Source organism: Pseudomonas sp. RIT-PI-o (genome assembly GCF_001297215.1).
Classification (GTDB): domain Bacteria; phylum Pseudomonadota; class Gammaproteobacteria; order Pseudomonadales; family Pseudomonadaceae; genus Aquipseudomonas; species Aquipseudomonas moraviensis_A.
Genome location: NZ_LHPA01000020.1, coordinates 272,698 through 293,675, shown reverse-complemented (window position 1 = coordinate 293,675; position 20,978 = coordinate 272,698). Strand labels below are relative to the sequence as shown.

The window sequence follows — 20,978 nt, the reverse complement described above, 5'->3', positions numbered from 1 at the left end:
GGTTCACCACCGCCGCTACATAAAAACAAAGCCAGGGCGTAACTTAATGAGCGTTAGCAATCCAACCTTGATCACATTCGTGATCTACATCGCAGCAATGGTGCTGATCGGCTTCATGGCCTATCGCTCCACCAACAACCTTTCCGACTATATTCTCGGCGGTCGCAGCCTCGGTAGCGTGGTAACTGCGCTGTCCGCCGGTGCCTCGGACATGAGCGGCTGGTTGCTGATGGGCCTGCCGGGCGCCATCTACATGTCCGGTCTGTCCGAAAGCTGGATCGCCATCGGCCTGATCGTCGGTGCTTATCTGAACTGGCTGTTCGTCGCCGGCCGTCTGCGGGTGCAGACCGAGCACAACGGCGATGCCCTGACTCTGCCGGACTACTTCTCCAGCCGTTTCGAAGATAAAAGCGGCCTGCTGCGGATTATCTCGGCGGTGGTGATCCTGGTGTTCTTCACCATCTACTGCGCTTCCGGCATCGTCGCCGGTGCGCGTCTGTTCGAAAGCACCTTCGGCATGTCCTACGAGACAGCGCTGTGGGCCGGTGCGGCGGCGACGATTGCCTACACCTTCGTCGGCGGTTTCCTCGCAGTCAGCTGGACTGACACGGTACAAGCCACGCTGATGATCTTCGCGCTGATCCTCACGCCGATCATCGTGCTGCTGGCGACCGGCGGCGTCGACACCACGTTCCTGGCCATCGAAGCCAACGATCCAAGCAACTTCGACATGCTCAAGGGCACCACCTTCATCGGTGTGATTTCGCTGTTGGGCTGGGGCCTGGGTTACTTCGGTCAGCCGCACATCCTCGCGCGTTTCATGGCGGCGGATTCGGTGAAATCGATCGCCAATGCCCGTCGCATCTCCATGACCTGGATGATCCTGTGCCTGGGCGGCACCGTGGCCGTGGGCTTTTTCGGTATCGCCTACTTCTCGGCGCACCCGGAGTTGGCTGGCCCGGTGACCGAGAACCACGAGCGTGTGTTCATCGAACTGGCGAAAATCCTCTTTAACCCATGGGTCGCCGGTGTGTTGCTGTCGGCGATTCTCGCCGCTGTGATGAGCACCCTGAGCTGCCAGTTGCTGGTGTGCTCAAGCGCCCTGACCGAAGACTTTTACAAGACCTTCCTGCGTAAAACCGCGTCCCAGGTCGAGCTGGTCTGGGTCGGTCGCGCCATGGTGCTGCTGGTAGCACTTATCGCTATCGCACTGGCCGCTGACCCGGATAACCGCGTACTGGGCCTGGTGTCCTACGCCTGGGCTGGTTTCGGCGCTGCGTTCGGCCCTGTTGTGCTGATCTCGGTGGTCTGGAAAGGCATGACCCGAGACGGCGCACTGGCCGGTATCCTGGTCGGCGCGATCACCGTTGTAGCCTGGAAACACTGGGAAGTGATGGGTTTGTACGAAATCATCCCTGGCTTCATCTTCGCCAGCCTGGCCATCTACATCGTCAGCAAGCTCGGCGCGCCGACAGCCGGAATGGTGCAGCGCTTCGAAGCGGCGGAGAAGGATTTCCACCTGAACAAGTAATGCGCTGAGCTCCGGCTCACACGAAAACGGCCCGTTTCCTACAGGAGGCGGGCCGTTTTTTTGTGCCTGTGATTTCTCCGGTTCACTGCGATCTTCTGTAGGAGTGAGCCTGCTCGCGATAGCGGTCTGACATTCACCATCGATGTCGCAGAGACACCGCTATCGCGAGCAGGCTCACTCCTACAGTGGGACGAGGGTGAGTTTAAGGGATATGTCTGTAGTTAAAGGCGTGACGTTCCGAAGGGCTTTCAGCAAACCACGTAGGGCAATTCTGAATTTCCCGTCACCTGCTCATCCCCCCTTGCCCCTCATGCAGAATCGCCCGCCCTTCATTCTGCAGAGAGACATCGGATGTTCGCCCCTGCCAATCAACCGCGTTTCACGTTGACCCTCGAAGGCACCCAGCATGACCTCAAGGTCCTTGAATTCACCGGCAGGGAGGCCATCAGTCAGCCTTTTCGCTTCGAGCTGGAACTGGTCAGCGAGCGGCCGGACCTGGAGCTGGAAAGCCTGCTGCATGGTCAGGCGTTTCTGAGTTTCGATGCTCAGGGTTCCGGCATTCATGGTCAGATTTATCAGGTCGGGCAGGGCGATTCCGCGAAGCGTCTGACACGCTATCACCTCAGCCTCGTCCCGCGTCTGACGTATCTTGGGCATCGCATCAACCAACGGATTTTCCAGCACCAGAGCGTGCCGCAAATCGTCACTCGGATTCTCAAGGACCATTCGATCCTGCGCGATGCCTTTGAATTTCGCCTCGGCAGCGAATACCCGGAGCGCGAATACTGCGTGCAATACGCTGAAAGCGATCTGGCCTTTATCCAGCGTCTATGTGCCGAGGTCGGCATTCATTACCACTTCCAACACAGCCCCGAAGGCCATTTGCTGGTCTTTGGCGACGACCAGACCGTGTTCCCGAAACTGCCCGAGCCGACGCTGTATCTGCCGGGCAGCGGCATGTCGGCTGGCGCGCCGGCGATTCAACGTTTCAACGTGCGCGTGGAAACCCGCACCAGTGTCGTCACCCGGCGTGACTACAATTTCGAAAGACCACGCCTGTCTCTGCAAGGCCGCAGCGATGGCGAACAACGTCCGGTGCTGGAGGACTACCACTTCCCCGGGCAATTCAATGATCGCGAAACCGGCAAGCACCTGGCGCGGCGAGCGCTGGAACGGCACGTCGCTGATTACCGTCAGGCCGAAGGCCGCAGCGACGAATCTGCATTGGTCTGCGGACATTTCCTGCAGCTCACCGAACATCCGCGCAACGACTGGAATGACCTGTGGTTGCTCACTGCCGTTGAACACCGGGGCCGCCAGCCGCAGGTGCTCGAGGAATCGGTGACCAGCGATGGCGAATCGTTCCAGGGTTACCGCAATACCTTCGTGGCCACACCGTGGGACGTGTTCTATCGTCCGGCGCTCGGGCCGGAGAACCCGCGCATGTCCGGTTACCAACCCGCCGTTGTCACTGGCCCGAAAGACCTGGAAATCCATTGCGATGAATACGGGCGGGTCAAAGTCCAGCTGGCCTGGGATCGCGATGGCGAGCTGAACGAGCACTCCAGTTGCTGGCTACGTGTCGCGGCCGGTTGGGCCCACGATCACTACGGCAGCGTGTTGATTCCGCGAGTCGGAATGGAAGTGCTGGTCGGCTTCATCGATGGCGATGCCGACAAGCCGCTGGTCATGGGTTGCCTGCCAAATGCGGCGACTCCGGTGCCGCTGGACCTGCCGGCGGACAAGACCCGCAGCATTTTCCGCAGCCAGAGCAGCCCCGGCGGTGGCGGGGATAACGAACTGCGCATCGAGGACAAGAAGGGCGCCGAGGAAATCTACCTGCGTGCCCAGCGCAACTGGACCCAGCACGTACTCAACGACCAGCAACTGCAGGTCGATAATCAGCGCAGTGTGGTCGTCGCCGGCACTGCCCGCCATGAACTCAAGGCCGATGAGCAACGCATCACCCATGGTCAGCGGCAGACCGAGGTCAGGCAGGATGACCATTTGTCCGTACTCGGCGACCAGCAGGTTCGGGTGAACAGCCAGGCGACCAGCGCTTCTGCGCAGATCCATATAAGCGCTGGCCAGCAAGTGATCATCGATGGCGGCGCGAGTGCGACGATTCAGGCGGGCGGGCAGTGGATCAATATCGGCCCCGGCGGGATTTTCAGCAGCGTACCGATTGTCGTGGGCGGCGCGCCGATGCTGGCGACCAGCGCTGCGCCAGTGGTGCCGGGACTGGTGGAAAAACTCGCCGCGCCGGCAGCCATCCTCACCGCCGCACAAATCATGAGTTTCAAGGGCGATGCGCCGTTCTGCGAAGAGTGTGAACGTTGTAAGGACGGTGTTTGTGCAGTCTGAAGAATTGACGCCCGAACAGTGGCTGGCGCGTCAGCCGCTGCACGCGTCGGAGCAACTGTTCGCAATTTTCAGCCGCGCCAGTGATGCCGATGTTTTTGCGGCCTGGCGGGGCACGGCTGATCCGATCTGGGCCGAGACGATTTATGCCGAGTGGGACGCGGTGATGCCTTACGTGGGAATTGTCGCTGCGGACAGTGAGTTTTTACGTTGGGTGGCACAAACCGACTCGCGGGACTGGGGGTGGCTGGCGGTGTCTTCGGCGGATCTGGAAGCGCTGGTCGAGCATTTCCGCAGCTTGACTCAAGTGCTGATGCCGGACGGTAAACCAGTGTTTTTTCGCTTCTGGGATGGGCGGTATCTGCTGCCTCTATTGCAGGTCGATGAGGTCAATCCGACGCAGTTGCTGACGGTGATTTCGCGAGGCTTGATCAATGGCAAAGCCGTTGAAATCGGCGGCCGGGCGCTGGTGTCGGGGCGAGTCTTTCCGTGGTGGAGGGTGCCGGACCGGGTGTTGACGCAGACCGATGAAAGCGTTCGCGTCGCGAATGTTCTGCAATGGCTAGGCGAGGAGCAACCGGCCGTGTTCGAGGCGTTTCCCGAGGCGGTGCTGCGCTGCAAGGTCGGGCAGTTTTTCAGATTATCGATGTCGGAAGATTCGTCACGATCGGCGCTTCTGGAGTTTTTGCTGGCAGAGGCGGAGTGAAATTTCGGGGCAAACGCTTCGGACGTTTCCTTCGAATTGCGGCGGTTTTCATGAACTGGTGCGCGGTGGGTTGCAGGGATAGTCTTTTCGTTGTCACTGCGAGAGTGGTGACAGGGTGAAGGATCCCCGCATTCATGACGTTACAGTTCGTTGGCTTTTTGCGGCGCTTGGTTCAAGTCCGTAAGATCGTTCGCGGCGGCTGTGCGTGGGGCACGCTTCGGCGTGGCCGAGGTCCATGATTGCTCGGTTCCTACTCCTGCGCACAGCTGCCACCCTAACCCGTAGGAAGGTGTGATGGCGGCTCACGTTAATCAATCATGGAACGACAAAAATGGCCAATATGCATACTGATCCTCCTTACGAAAAAATCACCCCTCACCCCGATAACCGCTTCATGGCCCTCACCGGCAATTGCAGCGACATGCCCAGCCTGTTCGTCGACACCCACGTGCCCCTCGACATCCTCATGGACGCCGCCAACTACCGCATCCGCGCGGTGGTCCAGGTCCTGGAAAACATGTGCATGCGCGGCTCGATCGAATGCGACTCCGTGATCCTCAGCGACTTTGCCTTGCTCTGCGCGATTCCACTGCGCGATGGCTGTGATGTGCTGGACGTCATCGGCAAGCGCCTGCGCAGCTTACCCGCCTGAAGATCAAAAAGACCGCAGCCGTCGGCAGAGTGAGCGCCTGTCCCGTGTAGGAGCTGCCGAAGGCTGCGATCTTTTGATGTTGAGGCCCGCTCGGCTGCGAACCCCTGACTTGCCGCCCGGTAAAAGGTAAACTTTGCGGCCCTCGCAGGAGCAGCCATGAATTATCGTCACGCCTTCCATGCCGGCAATCACGCCGATGTGTTCAAACACCTGACCTTGACCCGCCTCATCGCCCTGATGTCGCGCAAGGAGCAGCCGTTTGCCTATCTCGACACGCACGCCGGCATTGGTCTGTATGACTTGCAGGGCGATCAGGCCAATCGCACCGGCGAGTACCTGGAAGGCATCGCGCGGTTGTGGGATCAGCCGGACCTGCCGGCGCTGACCGCCGACTACATGAAGGTGCTGCACGAGATGAACCCGGATGGCCAGTTGCGCTACTACCCGGGTTCGCCCGAGCTGGCGCGGCGTCTGACCCGGCCGCAGGATCGGGTGATGCTCAACGAGAAGCACCCCGAAGACGGTGTGTTGCTCAAGGACAACATGGCCGGTGATCGTCGGGTGAAAGTGCATCTGGGCGAGGGCTGGCATGTGGCGCGGGCGATGTTGCCGGTGCAGGAGAAGCGCGCGGTGATGCTGATCGATCCGCCGTTCGAGCAGCTCGACGAGATGCAGCGCTGTGCGGCGTCGATGAAAGAAGCCATCGGCCGTATGCGCCAGACCGTAGCTGCGATCTGGTATCCGGTGAAGGATCAGCGTGCACTGCGGCGCTTCTATCAGGATCTGGCCGGCACGGGTGCGCCGAAGCTGCTGCGTGTCGAGTTGCTCGTGCATCCGCTGGACACGCCGAACAGCCTGAACGGTTCCGGGCTGGCGATCGCCAATCCGCCGTGGGGGCTGGAGCAAGAGTTGCGTGAGTTGCTGCCGTGGCTGTCGAAGAAGCTGGGGCAGACCCAGGGCGGCTGGCAGATGGATTGGCTGATTGCCGAGAGCTGATCAACAGCAAGATCAAAAGATCGCAGCCTTCGGCAGCTCCTGCAGTTGAAATGCGTTTCCCTGTAGGAGCTGCCGAAGGCTGCGATCTTTTGCTTTCAGGGGTTAGTTGGCTGCCAGGCTCGCTGGCATGCACACGCCGGTGCCGCCAATGCCGCAGTAACCTTCCGGATTCTTCGCCAGATACTGCTGGTGATAGGCCTCGGCAAAGTACACGGTCGGTGCCTGATCGATCTCGGTGCTGATTTCACCCAGACCGGCCTTCACCAGTTCAGCCTGATACACGGCTTTGCTTTTCAACGCAGCATCCAGTTGCTCCGGGGTGGTGGCGTAGATCACCGAGCGGTACTGGGTGCCGATGTCGTTGCCTTGGCGCATGCCCTGGGTCGGGTTGTGCAGCTCCCAGAACATTGCCAGCAGCTCTTCATAGCTGACCTTGGCCTTGTCATACACCACCAGAACCACTTCGGCATGGCCGGTCAGGCCGGAGCAGACTTCTTCATAAGTCGGGTTCGGCGTGAAGCCACCGGCGTAACCGACCACGGTGCTGACCACGCCTTCGCGCTGCCAGAAGCGTCGTTCCGCGCCCCAGAAGCAACCGAGACCGAAAATCGCGAAGTCGACGTCCTGAAAGAATGGACCGAGCAGCGGAGTTTCTTCGAAAACGAAATGTTTTTCCGGCAGGGTCATCGGGGTTTCGCGGCCGGGCAGGGCTTGTTCTTTGGTTGGAAGCACGTTTTTGTTCACCAGAATTTCCGAGCGCAGAACCATGATCGTTCCTCTCAGTCAGGTTGGAGGTAAAAGGTCAGACCTCCAGTGTGCCGAATGATGCCGGAATTCGCACTATCAAAACTGTGGGAGCGAGCCTGCTCGCGAACGCGGGGTGTCAGGCGACGAAGATGTCGATGGTTTTATCGCCTTCGCGAGCAGGCTCGCTCCCACAAGGGATCTTCATAGAGGCAGGCTTTAGAGGCACAGCGGCCCACGCGGGTAGCGCTTGAGGGCTTTGATCAACTCGTCACCGGGAATCGGTCGGTCGAACAGATAACCCTGACCGACGTCGCAACGATGCCGGCGCAGGAACGCCAGTTGCTCGGCGGTTTCGATGCCTTCGGCGACCACCTTGAGTTTCAGGTTATGGGCCATGGCAATCACCGCCGAGGTGATTTCCATGTCGTCCTGGTTGTCAGGTATTTCATGGATGAAGCTGCGATCGATCTTGATGATGTCGATCGGGAATTTCTTCAGATAACTCAGCGATGAATACCCGGTGCCGAAATCGTCCATCGCCAGGGTCAGGCCGAGACGCTTGAGCTGGTCGAGTTGCAGATGCGTGTCTTCGGTGGCTTCCAGCAGCAGGCCTTCGGTCAGCTCCAGCTCGAGCAGATTGGCCGGCAGCGCTTCCTCCTTGAGGATGTTGGCGATCGAGGCGACCAGATCCGGATCGGAGAACTGTTTCGGCGACAGGTTGATTGCCACTTGCAGATTGCCCAGGCCGGCGGCGGTCAGGGATTTGCTCATGCGACAGGCCTGACGGGCGATCCATTTGCCAATCGGAATGATCAGGCCGGTCTCTTCGGCGACGCTGATGAACTGGTCCGGACGGATCATGCCGCGCTCCGGGTGGTTCCAGCGCAGCAGTGCTTCCATGCCCAGCAGGCGACCGCTGCGCAGGCACAGTTTCGGCTGGTAGAACACGTCCAGCTCGTTCTGGGTCAGGGCGCGGCGCAGGTTGTTCTCGACGAACAGTTTGTAACTGGCTTCGGCGTTCAGCGCTTCAGTGAACACCTGCAACTGGTGTTTACCGTTGGCCTTGGCCTTGTGCAGCGCCAGACCGGCGTTGCGCATCAGGGTTTGCGGATCGCGCCCGTGCAGCGGCGCGCAGGCGAGGCCGACGGAGCCGGTGACGCTGATCAACTGATTGTCGACGAACATCGGCTTGTCGAGCGTCATCAGCAACTGACTGGCAATCTGCTGACCGGCTTCAAGGTCGGTGTCGTCGAGCAATACGGCGAATTCGTTACTGGCAAAACGCGCCAGGCTGCCACTCGGGCTGAGGCTGTTGCGCAGGCGCCGGGCAAGACTGATCAACAGCTTGTCGCCGGTCTGGTGACCGAGGCTGTCGTTGATCCGCTTGAAGTTGTCGATGTCGACCAGCAACAGGCTGATCGGTGCATCGCTGTCGCGGGCGAAACGCTCGTCAAGATTGCGGATGAATGCCGGACGGTTGCCCAGGTTGGTCAGGTTGTCGGTATACGCCAGGCGCTCGATACGCTGCTGCGCCAGTTTGGTCTGGGTGATGTCCTCGTAGATGCCGATGTAATGCGTCAGCTCCCGGTTGTCGCCATACACCTTGGAAATCGACAACTGGCCCCAGTACGGTTCGAGGTTCTTGCGCCGGCTTTTGAATTCGCCCTGCCAGCTATTGCTCTGGGCCAGCGCCGAGGGCGCGTCGAACAGCAGCTCGCTGAGGTTTTCCAGTGCCGGCAACTCCGACAGGCGCTGGCCGTGGACTTCATCGGTGGTGTACTGGGTGATCGCCGTGAAGCTCGGGTTGACGTACTCGACGACGCCGTCGCAGTTGACCAGCAAAAAGGCGTTGGCACTTTGCTCGACCGCGCGCTGGAACAGGTGCAGGGCGCTGGTGGCGGTGCGGCGGTTGTGGTTGTTGATCACTTGCGCGAACTGGTCGGCCAGCTCGCCGGCAAAGGCGATTTCGTCGGACTGCCAGGCGCGGGTGGCGCCGGTCTGTTCCAGGCACAACACGCCGACCACCTGGCCGTCGACGCGAATGCTGGCGTCGAGCATCGCATTGACGTCACGCGGACGCATGGCCTCGGCCATTTCGCGGGTACGCGGGTCATGCATCGCATTGTGCGCATCGATGGCGCGGCTGCTGTGCAGCGCTTCCATGTAATTGGGGAAACCGCTGATATCGATGGGCTCCGGCAGGAGATATTCCTGGGTCGCACGATGGTAGGCGGAAATCGGCAGCAACCGCTGGCCTTCGAGGTTCCACAGGCTGGCGCAGTCGATCTCGTAGATGTCGCAGGCGCAGCGGGTGATCAGCTCGGCGGCTTCCTGCAGTGAGTTGTGCGTGCTGTAACGCTGGCGCGCGAGCAGCAGAATCAGATCCTGCTGGGCACGCACGCGTTCCAGATGCTGCAGTTGTTCCTGCTGGGCGCGCTGGTTAAGCTCCAGCGCGATCTGCAGGCGCGAGTTCTGGGTTTCCAGATCGACCGAAGGCAGTGCCTGGGTTTCGTCGAACACGTCGTCGACGGCCAGCAGATAGCCGCGCAGCAAGTGCCGGTTGTGCTGTTTATAGGCTTCGCCCAACTCAAGGATGTTCAACGCACCGGCGACGGTGTGCAGGGTGTAGCGCACGGCGTAATGCGGGTTATTGCTCAACTGTTGCTGGATCGCATCGTGCAGCTGATAGCGCGCTTCCGGCTCCATCAGACTGGCGTAGGGCGAACCGACCAGTGCGCAAAGCTCGACGGCCGGCTGGCCGAATTGGCGTTCGCAGTTGGGATCGAGAAACAGCATCGCCCAACTCGCTTCATTCAGGCGCTCGAAACGCAGCATGCCGAGCCGCGAGGGCACAGGCAACTGCGTCACTACCTCGGCCGCCTTACGGCTGGCGGCATCGGGTTGGCTCTTCATGAAGGAAACTCGCTTGGAAATATGCTGAATGCGCCGGGCTCTCGCCCTCTTGTCTGTTGGCTGCGGCAAGGTTGCATCATTGCGGCACCGACTGACAAGAGAGATGAAGGCCAAGTGCTATAAGAATATGTCGGCTGCAGTTAACATTTCTCCAGTGCACAACTGAAATGAGCAAAAGATCGCAACCTCACCGGGAGTGCAGGTCCATGCAGGAACTGCCGAAGGCTGCGATCTTTCGCGGGTTCAACGCAATTTCATACTGATCGATTGCAGTAGTTTGCCGTCACGATCGTGATACTTGACCAGGATCCGATCAGCGTCGACGACCACATGCGCAAAGTTGTCCTGGCTCACCACTGTACTGGTCAGGTCGTGCCGGTAGTCGCCGGCCGCCGTGCGCACCAGCGGTTGATCGAGGATGAACGTCGACGCCTTGGCATAGGGCAACAATTTGCTGTTGTGAAGCGGCGAGGACACGATGGTGTGGACTTCGAAATCGGCGTCTTCGCTGTGAGTCAGGCGACTGGTCAGCGAGCCATGGACATCGCCTGAGACAAACACCACGTTCTTGAGCCGATGGGTGCGAATGGTTTCCAGCAAGCGCAGACGCTGTTCGGGGAATGCTTTCCAGGCATCGTCACCGTTCAACTTGCGGTCGGGATAGAACATCACGCTGGTCACAACAAACTTCACCCGTGCCGTGTTGTGGATCAGCCAGTCAAGCAGCGCCTCTTCCTGCTCAGTATCGAGAATGCGTCGGTCATCCTTCGACAAGTTGCGCCGGGTGCGACTGTCAGTGACGAACCAGGCAATATCGCTGTCGCCGAATTGGTACCAGTAATGTTTCAAGCTGTCCCGGTCTATCTGACCCTTGCCGTTACATGCATAAACCGGGCTGTGGCTGGCTTGATATAGTTCATAAGCGGCCATGGCATTGCGATATAAGTCCTTGTCCGCTGCTTTCGCATTGGCGGGCCAGTTATCTTCAATTTCATGATCGTCGAGCATCATGTAAGTCGATGTATTGGCCATCAGTCGTTGAATATTGGGTTGCGAAAATGCGGTCCGATATTTCTTCAGGATGTCTTTGGCTTCGCGATCCGGTGCAATGATATTCAGATCGTCTACATACACTTGATCCCCGGTCATGATCACCGCACTGACGGGAGGCCGGCTGCTTTCAATGAGCTGATTGATCGAGCCGAAAATGCGGTCGCCCAGTTGCGGTAACGTCGCGATGCCGGCGGTGATCCGCAGATAGCGGCACGATCCGACCACAAAAGCTCGTGGCTGGCTGGATTGCGGGGTGCGGGTGCGAAAGCGGTAAAGCTGTCGCGGCCATTGCAGTGGGAACTCCACTACCGTGTCGATCGTGTGTACCGGGTTCATCGGACTCAACCAGCCGGCCTGGTATTCATATTCGCAATCGGCTTCGAGATCCTGCAGTACCAGTACTCCCGACATGTCATTGGCTGGATTCAAAAGTGCAAATACACTGTTTGACCATTTTTCCGCGCCCGCTTTGCGAGCGCGGACTCCGGCAAATACGCGTTTCTTGTCCTGTTGTTCGCCGCGCATGAAAATGCGAACTTCATTAGTTGTGGCATGACCCACGATGGGGCCGATAGTCGGTTTGAACATAATCGATTCCGTTCGAAAGCTGTAGTGATAAGAATTAAATAAGCGGAGCGCGTTGATGCAACTTTCCTGAGCAGAGGTTAGTTGGCCGGCGACGGAAAATATTGGCGTGAAGTGGACCAGGCCTGTGGCCGATGTCAGCGCAGGTTGTAGGAAAGGGGTGGGGGCCGGTTTATTTCGGGCAAAAAAAGCCCCGCCAGAGTGGCGGGGTTGAGGTACGAGCGTGTGGCGCTCGAAAGGGTGCAGCAAGCGGCCCTCCGTTGCCGGAGGGCCGCTCGGGTTACAGCAGGATGGTGCGGATGTCGCCCAACAGGCTGCCCAGACGCTGGGTGAAGCGTGCGGCGGCTGCGCCGTTGATCACACGGTGATCGTAGGACAGCGACAGTGGCAGCATCAGCTTCGGCTGGAAGGCTTTGCCGTCCCAGACTGGCTGGATGGTTGCCTTGGAAACACCGAGGATCGCCACTTCCGGCGCGTTGACGATCGGCGTGAAGCCGGTGCCGCCAATGTGGCCGAGGCTGGAAATGGTGAAGCAGGCGCCTTGCATCTCGTCCGAGGACAGCTTCTTGGTGCGGGCCTTTTCAGCCAGCGAAGCTGCTTCGGCAGCGAGTTGCAGCAGGCTCTTCTGGTCGACGTTCTTGATCACCGGCACGAGCAGGCCATCCGGAGTGTCGACGGCGAAGCCGATGTTCACGTACTTCTTGCGGATGATCGCCTTGCCACTTGGTGCCAGCGAACTGTTGAAGTCCGGCAGCTCCTTGAGCAGGTGCGCGCAGGTCTTGAGCAGCAGCGGCAGGATGGTCAGCTTGACGCCAGCCTTCTCGGCCACGGCTTTCTGCGCAACACGGAAGGCTTCCAGCTCGGTGATGTCCGCCGAGTCGAATTGCGTCACGTGCGGCACGTTCAGCCAGCTGCGGTGCAGGTTGGCGGCACCGACCTGCATCAGGCGGGTCATCGGCACTTCTTCGATTTCGCCGAAACGGCTGAAATCGACCACCGGGATCGGCGGGATGCCCGCACCACCAGTAGCGCCGCCAGCAGCGGCCGGTGCTTCCTTGGCCTTCTGCATCATCGCCTTGACGTAAACCTGCACGTCTTCCTTGAGGATGCGACCGTGCGGACCGCTGGCGCCAACAGCGCTCAGCTCGACGCCAAACTCGCGGGCCAGTTGACGCACGGCAGGGCCGGCGTGAACTTTCGCGCCAGGCTTGGCCGGCGCAGCGGCTGGAGCGGCAGCAGGTGCAGCAGGTGCAGCGGCGGCCGGAGCAGCAGCGGCAGGTGCCGGAGCACTCGGTGCAGCAGCCGGAGCCGGTGCAGCAGCAGGTGCTGCGCCTTTGACTTTAAGCTTGAGAATCAGGTCGCCGGTACCGACTTCGTCATCCAGCTTGATCGAAACGCTTTCGACCACGCCAGCCGCTGGCGATGGAATTTCCATGCTGGCCTTGTCGGATTCCAGGGTGATCAGCGACTGGTCGGCTTCGACGCTGTCGCCGGCCTTGACCAGCACTTCGATGATCTTTGCCTTGCCGGCCGAACCGATGTCCGGGACGTGGATGTCCTGAACACTGTCAGCGGCCGCTGCTGCCGGAGCAGCAGCCGGGGCTGGCGCAGCGGCGGCAGCAGGCGCAGCAGCCTGAGCCGGGGCGGCAGCAGCAGGGGCCGCAGCACCTGCCACTTCCAGATCCAGAATCAGGTCGCCGGTGCCGACTTCGTCGTTGAGCTTGACGCTGATGGCCTTGACCACGCCAGCGGCCGGCGACGGGATTTCCATGCTGGCCTTGTCGGATTCCAGGGTGATCAGCGATTGATCAGCTTCGACGCTGTCGCCGACCTTGACCTGGATTTCGATGATCTGCGCCTTGCCCGAAGAACCGATGTCCGGCACGTGCACTTGCTGTACCGAAGCGGCAGCAGGGGCAGCGGCAGGCGCGGCAGCAGCAGGGGCTGCGGCCGGTTTCTCTTCGGCTTTCGCAGGAGCGGCGGCAGGTGCAGGGGCCGCTTCTGCGGCGCCCTCGACTTCCAGCTCGAGCAGTTCGTCGCCTTCTTTCAGGCGGTCGCCCAGCTTCACTTTCAGGCTCTTGATGACGCCGGCTTTCGGGGCCGGCACTTCCATGCTGGCCTTGTCCGATTCCAGGGTCAGGATGCTCTGGTCGGCTTCGATGCGGTCGCCGACCTTCACAAACAGTTCAATTACTTCACCTTCACCGCTGCCGATGTCAGGTACGCGAATGAGTTCGCTCACAAAATGTCTCCTCAGCAGTCCAGTGGGTTGCGTTTTTCCGGGTCGATGCCGAACTTGACGATGGCTTCAGCCACGACTTTAGGTTCGATATCACCACGGTCAGCCAGTGCTTCCAGGGCTGCCAACACCACGAAATGACGGTCGACTTCGAAGAAATGACGCAGTTTCTTGCGGCTGTCGCTGCGGCCGAAACCGTCGGTGCCCAGGACTTTGAATTCCTTGGACGGTACCCACTGACGAATCTGCTCGGCGAACAGCTTCATGTAGTCCGTAGAGGCGATGACCGGACCCTTGCGGCCGCTCAGGCACTCTTCGACGTAGCTCAGCTTAGGCTTCTGGCCAGGCTTGAGACGGTTGCTGCGTTCTACGGCCAAGCCGTCGCGACGCAGTTCGTTGAAGCTGGTAACGCTCCACACGTCAGCGCCGATGTTGAACTCTTCACGCAGGATCTTCGCCGCTTCACGCACTTCGCGCAGGATGGTGCCGGAGCCCATCAGCTGAACGTGGTGCGCCGCATCGCGAGTGTCTTCCTCGAGCAGGTACATGCCTTTCTTGATGCCTTCTTCGGCACCGGCCGGCATGGCTGGCTGCTGGTACGACTCGTTCATCACGGTAATGTAGTAGAAGATGTCCTGTTGCTCTTCGGTCATCTTCTTCATGCCGTCCTGAATGATCACCGCCAGCTCGTAGCCGTAGGTCGGATCGTAGGTGCGGCAGTTCGGGATGGTCGCGGCCAGCAGGTGGCTGTGACCGTCTTCGTGCTGCAGACCTTCACCGTTCAGGGTGGTACGGCCGGCGGTGCCGCCGATCAGGAAGCCACGGGTACGGCTGTCGCCAGCGGCCCAGGCCAGGTCGCCGATACGCTGGAAGCCGAACATCGAGTAGAAGATGTAGAACGGCAGCATCGGCTGGTTATGGCTGGAGTACGAAGTACCGGCAGCGATGAACGAACTCATGGCGCCTGCTTCGTTGATGCCTTCTTCAAGGATCTGACCTTTCTGGTCTTCCTTGTAGAACATCACCTGGTCTTTATCGACTGGCTCGTAGAGCTGGCCGACGGACGAGTAGATGCCCAACTGACGGAACATGCCTTCCATACCGAAGGTACGGGCTTCGTCCGGGATGATCGGAACGATGCGCGGGCCGATTTCCTTGTCCTTGACCAGTTGCGCGAGGATCCGCACGAAGGCCATGGTGGTGGAAATTTCACGGTCGCCGGAGCCATCGAGGATGGCTTTGAGGGTATCCAGATCCGGAGTCGGTACGCTGAAGCTCTGCGCGCGGCGCTGTGGCACGAAACCGCCCAGTGCGGCACGACGCTCGGCCAGGTAGCGGCCTTCGGCGCTGTTCGGCTCTGGCTTGAAGAACGGCAGGTGCTCCAGTTCTTCGTCCTTGACCGGAATGTCGAAGCGGTCGCGGAACAGCTTCAGGCTCTCGACGTCGACCTTCTTGGTGTTGTGCGCAGTGTTCTTCGCTTCGCCGGCACCGGTGCCATAACCCTTGATGGTCTTGGCCAGGATGACGGTGGGTTGTTCCTTGTGGTTGACCGCTTCGTGGTACGCCGCGTAGACCTTGTACGGGTCGTGGCCGCCACGGTTGAGTTTCCAGATCTCGTCGTCGGACAGATCGGCAACCATTGCCTTGAGTTCAGGCGTGTTGAAGAAGTGCTCGCGAACGAACGCGCCGTCTTTGGCTTTGTAGTTCTGGTACTCGCCGTCGATGACTTCGTCCATGCGACGTTGCAGGATGCCGTCGACGTCCTTGGCCAGCAGTGGGTCCCAGAAACGGCCCCAGATGACTTTGGTCACGTTCCACTGTGCACCGCGGAACACGCCTTCGAGTTCCTGGATGATCTTGCCGTTGCCGCGAACCGGGCCGTCGAGGCGCTGCAGGTTGCAGTTGATGACGAAGATCAGGTTGTCCAGCTTCTCGCGGCCGGCCAGGGAGATCGCGCCCAGGGATTCCGGCTCGTCGCACTCGCCGTCGCCCAGGAAGCACCAGACTTTCTGTTTGCCCGGCTGGATGAAACCGCGGTGTTCCAGGTACTTCATGAAGCGCGCCTGGTAGATCGCCTGGATCGGGCCCAGACCCATCGATACGGTCGGGAACTGCCAGAAGTCAGGCATCAGCCAAGGGTGCGGGTAGGACGACAGGCCCTGACCGTCGACTTCCTGGCGGAAGTTGTTCATCTGGTCTTCGGTGATGCGGCCTTCCATGAATGCACGGGCGTAAACGCCTGGCGAGGTGTGGCCCTGGAAGTAGATCAGGTCGCCGCCGTGTTCGTCGGTCGGGGCCTGGAAGAAATAGTTGAAGCCGATGTCATACAGGGTCGCGCTGGAAGCGAAGCTGGAGATGTGACCACCCAGGTCCGAATCTTTCAGGTTCGTGCGCATTACCATGGCCATCGCGTTCCAGCGTACCAGCGAGCGAATGCGGCGTTCCATGAACAGGTCGCCAGGCATGCGTGCTTCGTGGGTAACGGGGATCGTGTTGCGGTAAGGCGTGGTGATCGCGTAAGGGAGCTGCGAGCCGCTGCGGGTCGCGAGTTCGCCCATACGGGTCATCAGATAGTGAGCACGGTCTTCGCCTTCTTTGTCGAGAACCGATTCCAGGGCGTCCAGCCATTCCTGGGTTTCGACGGGATCGAGGTCTTGCATGGCTTGCTCCAGGGCGGAAAGGCTTCCAGAATCGGTTGCCTGAGTTTGCGACTGGCCTTGTGGGCAGACGATTTAAAATTCTTGGATTGCCGACAGGTTGTTCCGGCGGCGTGTAGTTTTACTACAAATCTTCCGGCATTTCAGCCTTTCGAATGTATAGACGAGTAGTAAAACTACAGATGAAAGGCTTGTGGCCTCCGACTGCGTTGTGAGAATAATCGTTAAGGCGGGTCGATTTCCATCCGAATAAGGGGAAAGTTTGATGCTGGATGCCAAAGAAGAAGAAATTTCAGCTATTTCTAACTTTTGTTCGACAGTCCTTCACGTAGCGGGGTTTCATCATTCACTACAAGCGGCCCCTTATACGCCGATCAAGGATAGACCATGACCCTGCCCGCGCTTGCCGAACTGCCCGCCATTCTCCTGCCGTTGGTCAGCCGATCCGAGCAGTCGTTCCGTACGTCCGTCGCAGCCCTTGAAGACGATCACGGCCTGTCGAACTGGTCGCCGGAGCGCTGGGCGCAATTTGCCCGCGTCACCGCCGCCAGCGAGTTTGTCATTGAACAGAGCGTTCGTGACCCTTTGATGTTGCTGTCGCTGGTGGCGTCCGGCGAACTCGACCGACCCTTTGCGCCCGGCGAGTTGCGCGCGCAGATCGCTGCCGCCGCGAACAGCGCGCAGAACGAAGATGAGCTCGGCCGTGCCCTGCGCCGCCAGCGCGCGCGCCATCAGGTGCGGATCATCTGGCGCGACCTGACCCGCCAGGCCGATCTGGTGCAGACCTGCCGCGACCTCTCGGACATGGCCGACGCCACCATCGATCAGGCTTATCAGTGGCTGTACAGCCGCCATTGCGAGCAATTCGGCACACCGACCGGCCGGCGCAGCGGGCTGCCGCAGCAGATGGTCATCCTCGGCATGGGCAAACTCGGCGCGGTCGAGCTGAATCTGTCCTCGGACATCGACCTGATCTTCGCCTACCCCGAAGGCGGCGAAACCGTTGGCGTCAAACGCTCGCTGGATAATCAGGAATTTTTCATTCGTCTCGGTCAGCGTCTGATCAAGGCCCTCGATCCGATGACGGTCGACGGCTTCGTTTTCCGCGTTGACATGCGTCTGCGCCCCTACGGATCGTCCGGTGCGTTGGTGCTGAGCTTCAATGCGCTGGAGCAGTATTACCAGGATCAGGGCCGCGACTGGGAACGCTACGCGATGATCAAGGCGCGGGTGGTGGCTGGCGATCAGGTCGCCGGTGCGCAGTTGCTCGACATGCTTCGGCCATTCGTTTATCGGCGCTATCTGGACTTCTCGGCGATCGAAGCGCTGCGCACCATGAAGCAGTTGATCCAGCAGGAAGTGCGGCGCAAGGGCATGGCCGACAACATCAAGCTCGGCTCCGGCGGCATTCGTGAAGTCGAGTTCATTGCTCAGGCCTTCCAGCTGATCCACGGTGGCCGCGACCTGAGCCTGCAACAGCGTCCTTTATTAAAGGTGCTGAGCACGCTGGAGGGGCAGGGCTATCTGCCGCCGGCGGTGGTCAGTGAGTTGCGCGAAGGTTACGAGTTTCTGCGTTACACCGAGCACGCGATTCAAGCGATTGCCGATCGGCAGACGCAAATGCTGCCGGACAATGCGCAGGATCAGGCGCGTATCGCCTTCATGCTGGGTTTCGCCGATTGGCAGGCCTTCCATGAACAATTGATGTTCTGGCGCGGCCGCGTGGCCTGGCATTTCGCCCAGGTGATCGCCGATCCCGACGAGGAGGAGGGTAGCGAAAGCGAAGTGGTGGTCGGTGGTGAATGGCTGCCATTGTGGGAAGAAGAACAAGACGAAGAGGCCGCGTGCCGACAGTTGCAGGAGGGCGGTTTTGTCGATGCCGGCAGAGCCCTGAAGGCGCTGGCCGGTTTGCGCAGCAGTCCGCAATTGCGTGCGATGCAGCGACTGGGGCGCGAGCGTCTCGATGCCTTTATTCCGCGACTACTCGCGCAAGCGGTAGAGCACGACAATCCCGACTTGGTACTTGAGCGCGTGCTGCCGCTGGTGGAAGCGGTGGCGCGGCGTTCGGCGTATCTGGTGTTGCTCACGGAAAACCCCGGTGCGCTGCGGCGTTTGCTGACCCTGTGTGCGGCGAGCCCGTGGATTGCCGAGCAGATCACTCGCTTCCCGCTGCTGCTCGACGAATTGCTCAACGAGGGCCGGCTGTTCAAACCGCCGCTGGCGCCGGAACTGGCGGCCGAGTTGCGCGAGCGCCTGACGCGAATTCCCGAGGACGACCTCGAACAACAAATGGAAGCCCTGCGCCATTTCAAACTGGCGCATCGCTTGCGCGTGGCTGCCTCGGAAATCGCCGGCAGTCTGCCGTTGATGAAAGTCAGCGATTACCTGACGTGGCTGGCCGAGGCGATTCTCGAACAAGTGCTGGCCCTCGCCTGGCGCCAGACCGTGGCCAAGTACGGCACGCCGCTGCGCACCGATGGCACCTTGTGCGATCCCGGCTTCATCATTGTCGGTTATGGCAAAGTCGGCGGCATTGAATTAGGGCATGGTTCGGATCTGGATCTGGTGTTCATCCACGACGGCGATCCGCAGGCGGAAACCGATGGGCCGAAATCCATCGATGGCGCGCAGTTCTTCACGCGCCTGGGGCAGCGGATCATTCACTTGCTCACGGCGCAGACCAACTCCGGCCAGCTGTATGAAGTGGACATGCGCCTGCGTCCGTCCGGTGCTTCCGGACTATTGGTGAGTTCCCTCGGCGCGTTTGCCCGCTATCAGGAAAACGAAGCCTGGACGTGGGAGCATCAGGCTTTGGTGCGCGCGCGGGTGCTGGTGGGCAGTCAGGATGTCGGCCAGGCTTTCGAGAAGGTCCGCGCGCAGGTATTGGGCAAGCCGCGAGATCTGGCCAGGCTGCAACAGGAAGTCAGCGAGATGCGCGCGAAGATGCGCGACAACCTCGGCACGCGGATTACCGCGGCCGGTACCGCGGCGAACGCTTTCGATGCAGGCGTGCCGTTCGACCTCAAGCAGGACGCCGGTGGTATCGTCGATATTGAATTTATGGTGCAATACGCGGCCCTGGCGTGGTCGCAGAGCCATCCGCCGCTGCTGCGCTGGACCGATAACATCCGCATTCTGGAAGAGCTGGAACACGAAGGGCTGATGCCCGCCGAAAATGCCAGCCTGTTGCGCGAGGCCTACAAGGCCTACCGCTCCGCCGCCCATCGGCAGGCCTTGCAGAAAGACGCCGGGGTGATACCGGGCGACCAGTTTGCCGACGAACGCCGGCAGGTTTTGCGGATTTGGAAAGAGTTGGGGCTAAGCTGAGCCACAAATGTATGGCCGGATGCAAAACCCTGTAGGAGTGAGCCTGCTCGCGATAGCGCAATGACAGTCGACAGTCATGTTGAAGCAAGTGACCCATCGCCAGCAGCGCCGCTTCCACAATGATTATCGAGGCGGGGAGGCGTAAATGCCTCCCCGGTTCGTTTTTGGAAACCACATGAATATTCTGATCGTTGGGCCCAGTTGGGTCGGTGACATGGTGATGGCGCAGACACTGTTTCAGTGCCTCAAACAGCGCCACCCGCAATGCGCAATCGACGTGCTGGCGCCCGAATGGAGCCGGCCGATCCTTGAGCGCATGCCCGAAGTGCGCAAGGCCTTGAGCTTCCCGCTCGGCCACGGTGCGCTGGAACTGGCGACGCGCCGGCGTATCGGCAAATCCCTGCGCGGCCAGTACGATCAGGCGATCCTGCTGCCCAATTCGCTGAAATCGGCGCTGGTGCCGTTTTTTGCCGGCATCCCGAAGCGCACCGGCTGGCGCGGCGAATTCCGCTATGGCCTGCTCAACGACGTGCGCACCCTCGACAACCAACGCTATCCGCTGATGATCGAGCGGTTCATGGCTTTGGCTTACGAGCCGAACGCCGAGCTGCCGAAGCCGTACCCGCGGCCGAGCCTGCAAATCGACCCGGTCACCCGCGAAGCGGCCCTGGCGAAATTCGGTCTGACCCTCGATCGCCCGGTCCTGGCCCTGTGCCCCGGCGCCGAGTTCGGCGAATCCAAGCGCTGGCCGTCCGAGCACTATGCCAAGGTCGCCGAAGCGCGCATCCGCGAAGGCTGGCAGGTATGGCTGTTCGGCTCGAAAAACGATCATGCAGTGGGCGAAGACATTCGCGCCCGGCTGATCCCGGGTTTGCGCGAAGAGTCAGTCAACCTCAGCGGCGGTACCTCGCTGGCCGAGGCCATCGATCTGCTGTCCTGCGCCGATTCGGTGGTGTCCAACGACTCCGGTCTGATGCACGTCGCTGCGGCATTGAATCGTCCGCTGGTCGCGGTCTACGGCTCGACCTCGCCGGGCTTCACCCCGCCATTGGCCGAGCAGGTCGAGATCGTGCGCCTGGGCATCGAATGCAGCCCTTGCTTTGATCGCACCTGCCGTTTCGGCCATTACAACTGCCTGCGCCAGCTGATGCCGGATGCGGTCAATGATGCCTTGCAGAAACTGCAGGGCTCCGTGGTCGAGGTTCATTAAC

12 protein-coding genes are annotated in these 20,978 nt (G+C 60.4%); 7 read left to right on the top strand and 5 right to left on the bottom strand.

Annotation, left to right across the window (positions count from 1 at the left end; all coding sequences use genetic code 11):
• Positions 1 to 46 precede the first annotated feature (46 nt).
• From putP to AEQ63_RS09990, 5 genes are all read left to right on the top strand, one after another.
• Complete coding sequence (gene putP / locus AEQ63_RS10010) at positions 47 to 1,531, top strand: sodium/proline symporter PutP (RefSeq protein WP_064363209.1); 1,485 nt, start codon at positions 47 to 49, stop codon at positions 1,529 to 1,531.
• Positions 1,532 to 1,882: 351 nt separating this feature from the next.
• Positions 1,883 to 3,895, top strand: coding sequence for a type VI secretion system Vgr family protein (gene tssI / locus AEQ63_RS10005; protein WP_064363208.1), 2,013 nt, complete (start codon positions 1,883 to 1,885; stop codon positions 3,893 to 3,895).
• Positions 3,885 to 4,598 carry a DUF4123 domain-containing protein gene (locus tag AEQ63_RS10000; protein WP_064363205.1) on the top strand — a complete coding sequence of 238 codons (714 nt, stop codon included), beginning with the start codon at positions 3,885 to 3,887 and terminating at the stop codon, positions 4,596 to 4,598. Before tssI ends, AEQ63_RS10000 begins: the two co-directional genes overlap by 11 nt.
• A gap of 331 nt (positions 4,599 to 4,929) precedes the next feature.
• Positions 4,930 to 5,250 (top strand): hypothetical protein, encoded by a 321-nt coding sequence (locus AEQ63_RS09995; protein ID WP_064363204.1) that lies wholly within the window; start codon positions 4,930 to 4,932, stop codon positions 5,248 to 5,250.
• Between the two features lie 156 nt (positions 5,251 to 5,406).
• A complete protein-coding gene (locus AEQ63_RS09990) occupies positions 5,407 to 6,246 on the top strand; it encodes a 23S rRNA (adenine(2030)-N(6))-methyltransferase RlmJ (protein ID WP_064363200.1) in 840 nt (279 codons plus the stop codon).
• Between the two features lie 102 nt (positions 6,247 to 6,348).
• Here AEQ63_RS09990 and msrA read toward each other — a convergent pair whose 3' ends face one another.
• The 5 genes from msrA to aceE form a co-directional block, all read right to left on the bottom strand.
• On the bottom strand, positions 6,349 to 7,014 hold the full coding sequence (msrA, locus tag AEQ63_RS09985) for a peptide-methionine (S)-S-oxide reductase MsrA (RefSeq protein ID WP_064363198.1): 666 nt from the start codon (positions 7,012 to 7,014) through the stop codon (positions 6,349 to 6,351).
• Between the two features lie 195 nt (positions 7,015 to 7,209).
• The gene (locus AEQ63_RS09980; protein ID WP_042607750.1) at positions 7,210 to 9,906 is read right to left on the bottom strand and encodes a putative bifunctional diguanylate cyclase/phosphodiesterase; all 2,697 of its coding nucleotides are present in this window, start codon (positions 9,904 to 9,906) and stop codon (positions 7,210 to 7,212) included.
• Positions 9,907 to 10,149: 243 nt separating this feature from the next.
• A complete protein-coding gene (locus AEQ63_RS09975) occupies positions 10,150 to 11,547 on the bottom strand; it encodes an alkaline phosphatase D family protein (protein ID WP_064363196.1) in 1,398 nt (465 codons plus the stop codon).
• Between the two features lie 277 nt (positions 11,548 to 11,824).
• Positions 11,825 to 13,786 carry a dihydrolipoyllysine-residue acetyltransferase gene (gene aceF / locus AEQ63_RS09970; RefSeq protein WP_064363194.1) on the bottom strand — a complete coding sequence of 654 codons (1,962 nt, stop codon included), beginning with the start codon at positions 13,784 to 13,786 and terminating at the stop codon, positions 11,825 to 11,827.
• An 11-nt stretch (positions 13,787 to 13,797) separates the two neighbouring features.
• On the bottom strand, positions 13,798 to 16,443 hold the full coding sequence (aceE, locus tag AEQ63_RS09965) for a pyruvate dehydrogenase (acetyl-transferring), homodimeric type (protein WP_042607752.1): 2,646 nt from the start codon (positions 16,441 to 16,443) through the stop codon (positions 13,798 to 13,800).
• Positions 16,444 to 16,827: 384 nt separating this feature from the next.
• Here aceE and glnE point away from each other — a divergent pair, with 384 nt between their 5' ends.
• Both glnE and waaF read left to right on the top strand, forming a co-directional pair.
• Positions 16,828 to 19,767: a bifunctional [glutamate--ammonia ligase]-adenylyl-L-tyrosine phosphorylase/[glutamate--ammonia-ligase] adenylyltransferase gene (glnE, locus tag AEQ63_RS09960; RefSeq protein WP_064363192.1), complete on the top strand. Its 2,940-nt coding sequence runs from the start codon at positions 16,828 to 16,830 to the stop codon at positions 19,765 to 19,767.
• Between the two features lie 175 nt (positions 19,768 to 19,942).
• A complete protein-coding gene (gene waaF, locus AEQ63_RS09955) occupies positions 19,943 to 20,977 on the top strand; it encodes a lipopolysaccharide heptosyltransferase II (protein ID WP_064363190.1) in 1,035 nt (344 codons plus the stop codon).
• Position 20,978 lies beyond the last annotated feature (1 nt).

Coding starts and splice junctions, on each gene's coding strand:
- putP (WP_064363209.1), top strand. CDS start 47: ATGAGCGTTAGCAATCCAACCTTGATCACATTCGTGATCTACATCGCA.
- tssI (WP_064363208.1), top strand. CDS start 1,883: ATGTTCGCCCCTGCCAATCAACCGCGTTTCACGTTGACCCTCGAAGGC.
- AEQ63_RS09995 (WP_064363204.1), top strand. CDS start 4,930: ATGGCCAATATGCATACTGATCCTCCTTACGAAAAAATCACCCCTCAC.
- AEQ63_RS09990 (WP_064363200.1), top strand. CDS start 5,407: ATGAATTATCGTCACGCCTTCCATGCCGGCAATCACGCCGATGTGTTC.
- msrA (WP_064363198.1), bottom strand. CDS start 7,014: ATGGTTCTGCGCTCGGAAATTCTGGTGAACAAAAACGTGCTTCCAACC.
- AEQ63_RS09980 (WP_042607750.1), bottom strand. CDS start 9,906: ATGAAGAGCCAACCCGATGCCGCCAGCCGTAAGGCGGCCGAGGTAGTG.
- AEQ63_RS09975 (WP_064363196.1), bottom strand. CDS start 11,547: ATGTTCAAACCGACTATCGGCCCCATCGTGGGTCATGCCACAACTAAT.
- aceE (WP_042607752.1), bottom strand. CDS start 16,443: ATGCAAGACCTCGATCCCGTCGAAACCCAGGAATGGCTGGACGCCCTG.
- glnE (WP_064363192.1), top strand. CDS start 16,828: ATGACCCTGCCCGCGCTTGCCGAACTGCCCGCCATTCTCCTGCCGTTG.
- waaF (WP_064363190.1), top strand. CDS start 19,943: ATGAATATTCTGATCGTTGGGCCCAGTTGGGTCGGTGACATGGTGATG.